Annotated in this window: 5 protein-coding genes; all 5 read left to right on the top strand. The window is 42.6% G+C overall.

Going from position 1 to position 7,124, the window contains the following annotated elements; translation table 11 throughout:
- On the top strand, window positions 1–3,528 hold a 3,528-nt coding region (locus HYS07_02865; protein ID MBI1870114.1), incomplete at its 5' end, for a hypothetical protein.
- A gap of 327 nt (window positions 3,529–3,855) precedes the next feature.
- A complete protein-coding gene (locus HYS07_02860; GenBank protein MBI1870113.1) occupies window positions 3,856–4,608 on the top strand; it encodes a YebC/PmpR family DNA-binding transcriptional regulator in 753 nt (250 codons plus the stop codon).
- A 136-nt stretch (window positions 4,609–4,744) separates the two neighbouring features.
- Complete coding sequence (gene ruvC, locus HYS07_02855; protein MBI1870112.1) at window positions 4,745–5,251, top strand: crossover junction endodeoxyribonuclease RuvC; 507 nt, start codon at window positions 4,745–4,747, stop codon at window positions 5,249–5,251.
- Window positions 5,252–5,323: 72 nt separating this feature from the next.
- A complete protein-coding gene (ruvA, locus tag HYS07_02850) occupies window positions 5,324–5,929 on the top strand; it encodes a Holliday junction branch migration protein RuvA (protein MBI1870111.1) in 606 nt (201 codons plus the stop codon).
- A 104-nt stretch (window positions 5,930–6,033) separates the two neighbouring features.
- Window positions 6,034–7,053: a Holliday junction branch migration DNA helicase RuvB gene (gene ruvB, locus HYS07_02845; GenBank protein ID MBI1870110.1), complete on the top strand. Its 1,020-nt coding sequence runs from the start codon at window positions 6,034–6,036 to the stop codon at window positions 7,051–7,053.
- The last annotated feature ends 71 nt before the right edge of the window (window positions 7,054–7,124 follow it).

Below are 7,124 nucleotides of genomic sequence, written 5' to 3'. Positions count from 1 at the left end.
TTTGTTTTGGTTCGACTCACAGAGGATGGAAGAGAGGAGGGATTGGTTCTTTTAGACCCCTCGGAATATCTTCACTCCACACCTTCTTTAGGAGGGAAGCCCCCTTCTGCCAGACAAGTAGATAAGGTGGAGGGTATTACACTTGAGAGTTACGTGAATGATGGAAAATTGCGTAGCGCTTTAACGGCTTGGAGCGCTGCGAAGGTTTCTGGAAAAGCGGCTGGGTGGTGGAATCGAAGAAGGAAGGAAATGACTCAACAGATTGACCCTACGACGCAAAAAAGAGTTTTCAATGAGATTCAAGGGATTATTCGGAAGTATCATCGAGGAGCATCTTCAGTTCCAGATTTTCTTAAAAAAATTCGTGGAAATGGGGAAGGGGTGTTGGCGCAGAATAAGAAAAAGGGTGGGCACTTATTCGATGAACTGAAGAAATACTATGGAGAACTTGTTCAGGGGGGAGTTTCTGCGAATACTCCAGAGATGATCGGTCTTCAAAGTGATATTCGCTTGCTTCAGTTTTTTAATTGGGATCCTGACACCTTTCAGTTTAGACATCTTGTCCAACGGTTTTTAGAGGCCGAACGAAGCGGGAATGTTTCCGAGTCATTGGCCGTGGAGGTTCGAGATGCAGATCGTCTTCATGGAAACTTGGGGGCAAAGGGAACCCTTCGATTGGGATTTTCGGAGGGAGAGGAGGTTATTCTAAGCGGACTCGGGGACAGTGGAGATGCCTTTGAGTTGGAACTGAGCATAGGGCAAGAAGGGCTACAAGCTTTTGTAAGAGTAAAATCAGGGGCTACTGTTTTTCAGTATCAAATTCAATCTAAGCCCTGTCGGGATGGTTTTAAAATCAACTTTGTTAAAATCAATGGAGGCCAGCGGAGTGCTCGTCATTTGCAATGGAGTGATACTTCGGAAACTCCCTTAGCTGAAGATGATTCATCTTCCGGTTCCCATCAAAAACGGATGGGTGTTCCGAATCTGACACAAGAAGAGGTCAATCGAGTTTTTACCCGAATTGATGGAGGTCAAATTGTGACGCGGGGAGTTAGAGAGGAAGAAAGAGAACAAGCCAAAAAAATGTTAGAGATGGTTAATCGTTATGCGCCTGAATTTCTTGAGGGTGAATTTGGAAAATTAGGTCTGAAGGTTGAGGATATTAGATTAGATCTGTTCAAGAAAGTGCTTGGAGCTCTTGCAACTCCTCCCGAGGGGGGTCAATCTGAAAAGGGATCTTTTATAACATTTTCCGAAGTTAGACAAAATTATACGGTTCAGATTTATTTGGCAAAAGATTTAGGTGTTTTAGAACCAGCCGTCACACAAGTCAAGGACCATACCATTCGCATTGCTATGACAGAGGGGTTTTTTAAAGATGCCATTCCCCATGAATTTATCGAAGGATGGCGTAGACTTCAGTTACCAGTGAGAATGGAGGCGCTCGGAGTTTCTGCCACTCCTGAGAAAATAGATCTCTTTAACCGTGCGCTTCATACGGAAATGGTCTTAATGGAACCTCTCTTTGACTTAGATCTTCCTGAGAGTGAGAGGGTGATCGATGGAACGGTCAAGGGAAGAGTCGCTCGAGAGTTGATCAGGCGACGTGCCCAAGATCCAAAGAGTCTTGAGAGTTTATCTCAAGGAGAAGAGGCGGCTCTTCGAGACATTCAAGAAAAAGTGAGTGGAGAGGCTTTAAGTAAAAATGGAGGTGAGCTTGCCCAGACTTTTGCGAAAAACGTATCTCTTGAAGCAAAATTTAACCTCATTCAAAATATTCAAGACAAAGCACCCCATTTTCTTCAGAGTCTTGAGAGAGAAGATTATCTTTCGCTCTTAAGACAGCACTTGAGTGCCGATCCTGAAGATCAGGACTTAACTCAGGCCATTGACAATACCTTAAAGTTTTTGGCTACCGATCAGCCCAGTTTTGGAGACCTGATGCGTCATATTGAAGGAGTCGTCAATTTGCGTATGGCTCAGGAAACAAGCGCTCAAAGAACGATCAATGATGATGCAAGACTTCCCATGGTTCAGGATGTAGCGGTTCTTTTTCTTCTTATTGCAAATCACTTAAGAAGTGGGAGGACTTATGCGGGAGGCTTAAGTTTGCTTATCGAAAACTATGTTGCTGGAAACGAATATTATGGGATTTCTCATGAAATTTTATCTCACCAGTCTTTGGATGTTGTTTTAAGATACGGACAAAAAGAATTGAGGCACCAGGTAGAACCCATTCAAAGTTACAATCCTCTATCTCAAGTTTTCCTCTCAGGCTTAACGCCTGTCTTTGGATTTTTTGCAGCATTGGAACGCCTTCGCGATCAGAAAGCAATCAATGCCTTAGCAGACTTAGGACAGCAGACTCATATGTCGGATGAATTAAAAGTTTTAATTCAAAAATCACAGTCCAAAATTTTGAGATTTTCTACCACTGGAAATTTAGAGGTATTGAACGAGGGACAGTGGCTTTCTGTGGATCTTTCTCCAGCAACTCGTTTCGCAGTGAGAGATTTTTGTGTTAGAAGAGCGTTATTCAATAACGGTTATCTCTATCTTGACCTTGCAAGTTTGGGAGCCATTCACCCCGATCGCTTCCAGAAATTATTGCTGACTCTTTTACGTGACCCTCAATCTCTGAAAAAAGGATGGGTGGTGAAATATCATGATGAGAATGATACAAAGAAGGATTCAGATTTGGAAGGAGACAAGGTTGGAATTTTGAAGAATGGATGGTTACTTCAGGCCCGTGTTAAGACGGTCGGTGAACAATATCAAGATCGATTGGCAAATTATCGCGAGCCTATCAAAGGTAAAAAGAGAGATGAAACTCCACTCAAAGTTTTGGTGATGACCCAAAAAACATTTGGTATTGAACTTGCTCAAAAGGGTTCTGGAGAGTGGGAGGTGAAGGCCTCTCGTGATAACTTTGAACTCTTCTACAACTATTCTATTCAGCTGCTTCAAAAGAACAAATTTAAAATCGTGATTTCTATTGTTCTTCCTGAAGGGGTCTCAAAAGGTGATTTACCTTCTGATCTGACTGAGAAAATTTTTAAATCCGTTTGTGGAGATAGGTGTGATCAGTTAAAAGATAACATGACTGTTTGCTACTATGAGGCTCATGATGAGGCGGTTAGAAGTCACGCCCTAGGAGCAAAGGTGAAAGGGGATGTAATCCATGAATTTTTTGCGGGGGCACAACGAAGTGGGAATAGAGAAGAGCGTGTTCGGTTTGTGATTGCAGAAGGAGATCAGGATCGTTATGCCGATTTATTAAAGACGGATCCTCTTTCAGGAGAAAATCTTGTTTATCTTGTGGTGAGAGGTGCCTTAGATGATCAACAAATGGATTGGATTTTAGAGAAACTTGTTTCTGGAAATTCAGTCAAGGACCAAGACCTTTTGAATGCTTTTAAGAAGGTCGATCGAAATGAATTAAAAAAACCCATGAAAGCTCCCCGAACTCCTCTAGAACGCTTGCAATGGTTACGTCAGGAAGAAGAAGCCACTCAGGGTTCGATGTAGGGAAGGCAAGGGATTCTTGGTGGGATTGACGGATTCCTAAAGAAGAGTTAAGATGAGGCATAGGAGATTACGTATGAAAACCTATAGGACCGTTATTGAGCATTGCCCTGAAACCAGATTTTATGTCGGGTATGTTCCTGGATTTGCCGGTGCTCATATCCAAAATGAAATTGTGCATGGAGACCGTAACAATTGAAAATATCACCAAGAAAATCGTTCGAGAGATTCGACCTGACAAGGTTGTCCTGCAGCAAATACCCTCCTTCTCTAGAATGGTGATAGGAGAACGGCGAATAACGATTGGTGTCAGACAGAGGAATATCATTTATGAGCGGACATTCAAAATGGGCGACGATTAAGCATAAGAAGGCGGCGGCCGATGCTAAAAGAGGCAAGGTTTTTAGCAAGGTCGTGAAAGAAATTACGGTGGCGGCACGTCTAGGAGGGGCTGATCCTAATACGAATCCTCGGTTGAGGACCGTTCTTGCCAATGCAAAAGAAGCAAACATGCCTGCAGATAATATTGACCGAGCCATTAAAAAGGGGACGGGTGAATTGCCTGGGGTCAATTATGAAGAGCAGATGTACGAAGGGTATGGGGCAAGCGGAGTTGCGATTATTGTAGAAGCTTTAACGGATAATAAGAACCGGACGGCAGCAGAGATTCGTGCTGTTTTCTCTAAAAGTGGAGGAAATTTAGGTGGAACGGGGTCGGTTTCCTGGATGTTTCATAAAAAGGGGCTGATCTCGGTTCCAAAAAATTCGGCCCAAGAGGATGCTTTATTTACAATCGCAACCGATGCAGGAGCTGAAGATTTTAAGGTCGAAGATGAAACGTTTGATATTGTGACCCCCCAAGCCAGTCTTGAAGCGGTGAAGAGTGCTTTGGCCGCCCATCATATTAAAATCAGTCAATCAGAATTAACCTTTCTTCCTCAGAATACCGTTCCCGTATCAGGATCCGACGCTCGAAAAGTTTTAGATTTGATGAGTCATCTTGAAGATCATGATGATGTTCAAAATGTCTATGCCAATTTTGACATTCCGGATGAAATTTTAGAGGAAATAGAGAAAGAGTAGAAAATCATACTTATAGTCCACAGTCCTCAGTCAACAGTCGATAGACAAAAATCGATTGTGAATCATCAGCTGATGATAATAAAAAATACCTTTAAAAGACTGTGGACCATAGACTGTCGAACATGGACTTAACACCATGCGCATTTTAGGGATTGATCCCGGGAGTCTCAAAACGGGATTTGGGGTGATTGAGGTTGATCGTGGAGTTTTTAAACTCATTGATTGCGGATACATTGCTAATTCTTCCAAAACTCCTCTCCCTTTGCGTTTTTCCAAAATTTTTGAAGGCCTTAAAGTCGTTATTGTTCGTTCTTCCCCCAATGAAGCTGCAGTCGAAACACTTTTCTACTTTAAAAATCCTCGAACTGCTTTTAAACTAGGAGAAGCCAGAGGCGTTGCTATTCTTGCCTTGGCGCAACATCAGTTACCGGTTTATGAATATGAACCTCGGCGGGTGAAGCAGGCGGTCGTCGGGTTTGGTTCAGCCCATAAGTCTCAAGTGAGCAAAATGGTCTTGTCTCTTTTACGTCTCAAAGATTTTAAAGGGCCTGAGGATATCACGGATGCTCTGGCCGTGGCCATTTGCCATGCGCATCATTTAAAGGCAATGACCAAGCACCAAGCATCAAATTCCAAACAATAAAGTTCGGAATTTTTTAGTTTAGAATTTTGAATTTGTTTGAGATTTGGAATTTGAGATTTGGAATTTTTACCTATGTACTCATACTTATCTGGAAAATTGATTAAGATTGTAGATTCAACAGTCGTGCTCGATGTGAACGGCGTGGGTTATGAAGTGCATGTTCCTTCGAGAATACTCATTTCTCTTCCCTCTTCTCAAGAGTTTCTAACGCTTTATACTTATTTTCATGTTCGTGAAGATCTTCAAGTTTTGTATGGTTTCCAATATGAAGAAGAGAAAGAGGTTTTTAAAATTTTGTTGGGGGTCAATGGCATCGGCCCTAAATCGGCACTGGCCATTATGGGGGGAATGGGCCTCAAGGATTTAAAAAATTGCATTCAGAATGAAGATGAAAAACTTTTGTCGAGTATTCCTGGAATTGGAAAAAAAACGGCGAGTCGATTGATTTTAGAATTGAAAGATAAAGTTCAAAATGTGCGTTTGCCTCTTGAGTTGGGAAAAGAAGGTCTTTCAGATGAAAGAGCCAATTTGATGAGGGATGCCCTGTTGGCCCTGGTTTCACTTGGGTTCACGCGACCGAGGGTCAAGGAGGCGGTTGAAAGTGTGATGAAGAAAGACCCGAAAGAAAAGATTGAAGAACTGATTCGGGATTCGATTAAAATATTAAATAGTGCTTAGGCCCAGCTATGGAGGGGGCGCATTCATGCGACCCGCCATAAAGGAACGGGTCCTATCAATCGGACCCCTACAAAAGTACATAAAAAGTAGGTAGGGTAGGAAATATGAGCCAAGAGAGAATTTTTTCAACAAGTCTGAATGAAGATCCTCAGTTTTATGTTTCGCTTCGACCGACTTTGATGGATGAATTTGTTGGTCAAGAGAAGCTGAAGGAAAGGCTTCGTGTTTTTATTCAGGCTGCTTGCAGTCGCAAAGAACCCTTAGAACATATTCTTTTTTCAGGACCGCCAGGTTTAGGAAAAACGACTTTGGCCAATATTATTGCTCAGGAAATGGGTGCAAATATTAAAACGACCTCGGGGCCTGTGATTGAGCGGCCAGGCGATTTGGCAGGTCTTCTCACCAATTTGGAAGAAGGGGATGTTTTATTTATTGATGAGATTCATCGATTGAACCATATGGTGGAAGAATATCTTTATCCGGCCATGGAAGATTTTGCCTTGGATATTATGATCGACAAAGGGCCCAATGCCAGATCAGTCCGACTTGATTTAAAAAAATTTACTTTGGTGGGTGCAACGACACGCAGCGGTCTTCTAACCTCTCCTCTTCGGTCAAGATTTGGAATGACCACCCGTTTAGATTATTATGCGCCTCAAGAATTGAAGGCCATTATTTTGAGGTCAGCTAAGATTCTTCGAATTTTGATTGAGGAAGAAGGGGCCTTAGAAATTGCCAATCGATCGAGGGGAACGCCCAGAATTGCCAATTGCCTTTTACGGCGGGTGAGGGACTATGCTCAAGTAAAGGTGGATGGAAGGGTGACACGTGAGGTGGCCGATCGGGCTTTAAAGATGCTGGAGGTGGACGAAAAGGGTTTGGACGAGATGGATAAGCGTATCATCGAGACCATCGCTCTCAAGTTTGAGGGGGGACCTGTCGGAGTCAATACCCTCTCTGCGGCTCTTTCTGAAGAAGTGGATACTTTAGAAGAGGTGTACGAGCCTTATTTAATTCAGCAGGGGTATATTAAGAGAACTCCCAGTGGGAGAAAGGCAACCTCTTTGGCGTATGAACATTTTAATATTAAGAAACCAAGGATGGAACAAGAAGAACTGCTTTAAAAGCAATTAAAAAGGAAAGAGTAAGAAGGAAAAATATAAAACTTTATGAGATTGAATTTATTGACGGCCTC

The sequence above is a fragment of the Chlamydiota bacterium genome, from assembly GCA_016178055.1.
GTDB lineage: Bacteria > Auribacterota > JACPWU01 > JACPWU01 > JACPWU01 > JACOUC01.
This window is presented reverse-complemented; position numbering and strand designations above follow the sequence as displayed.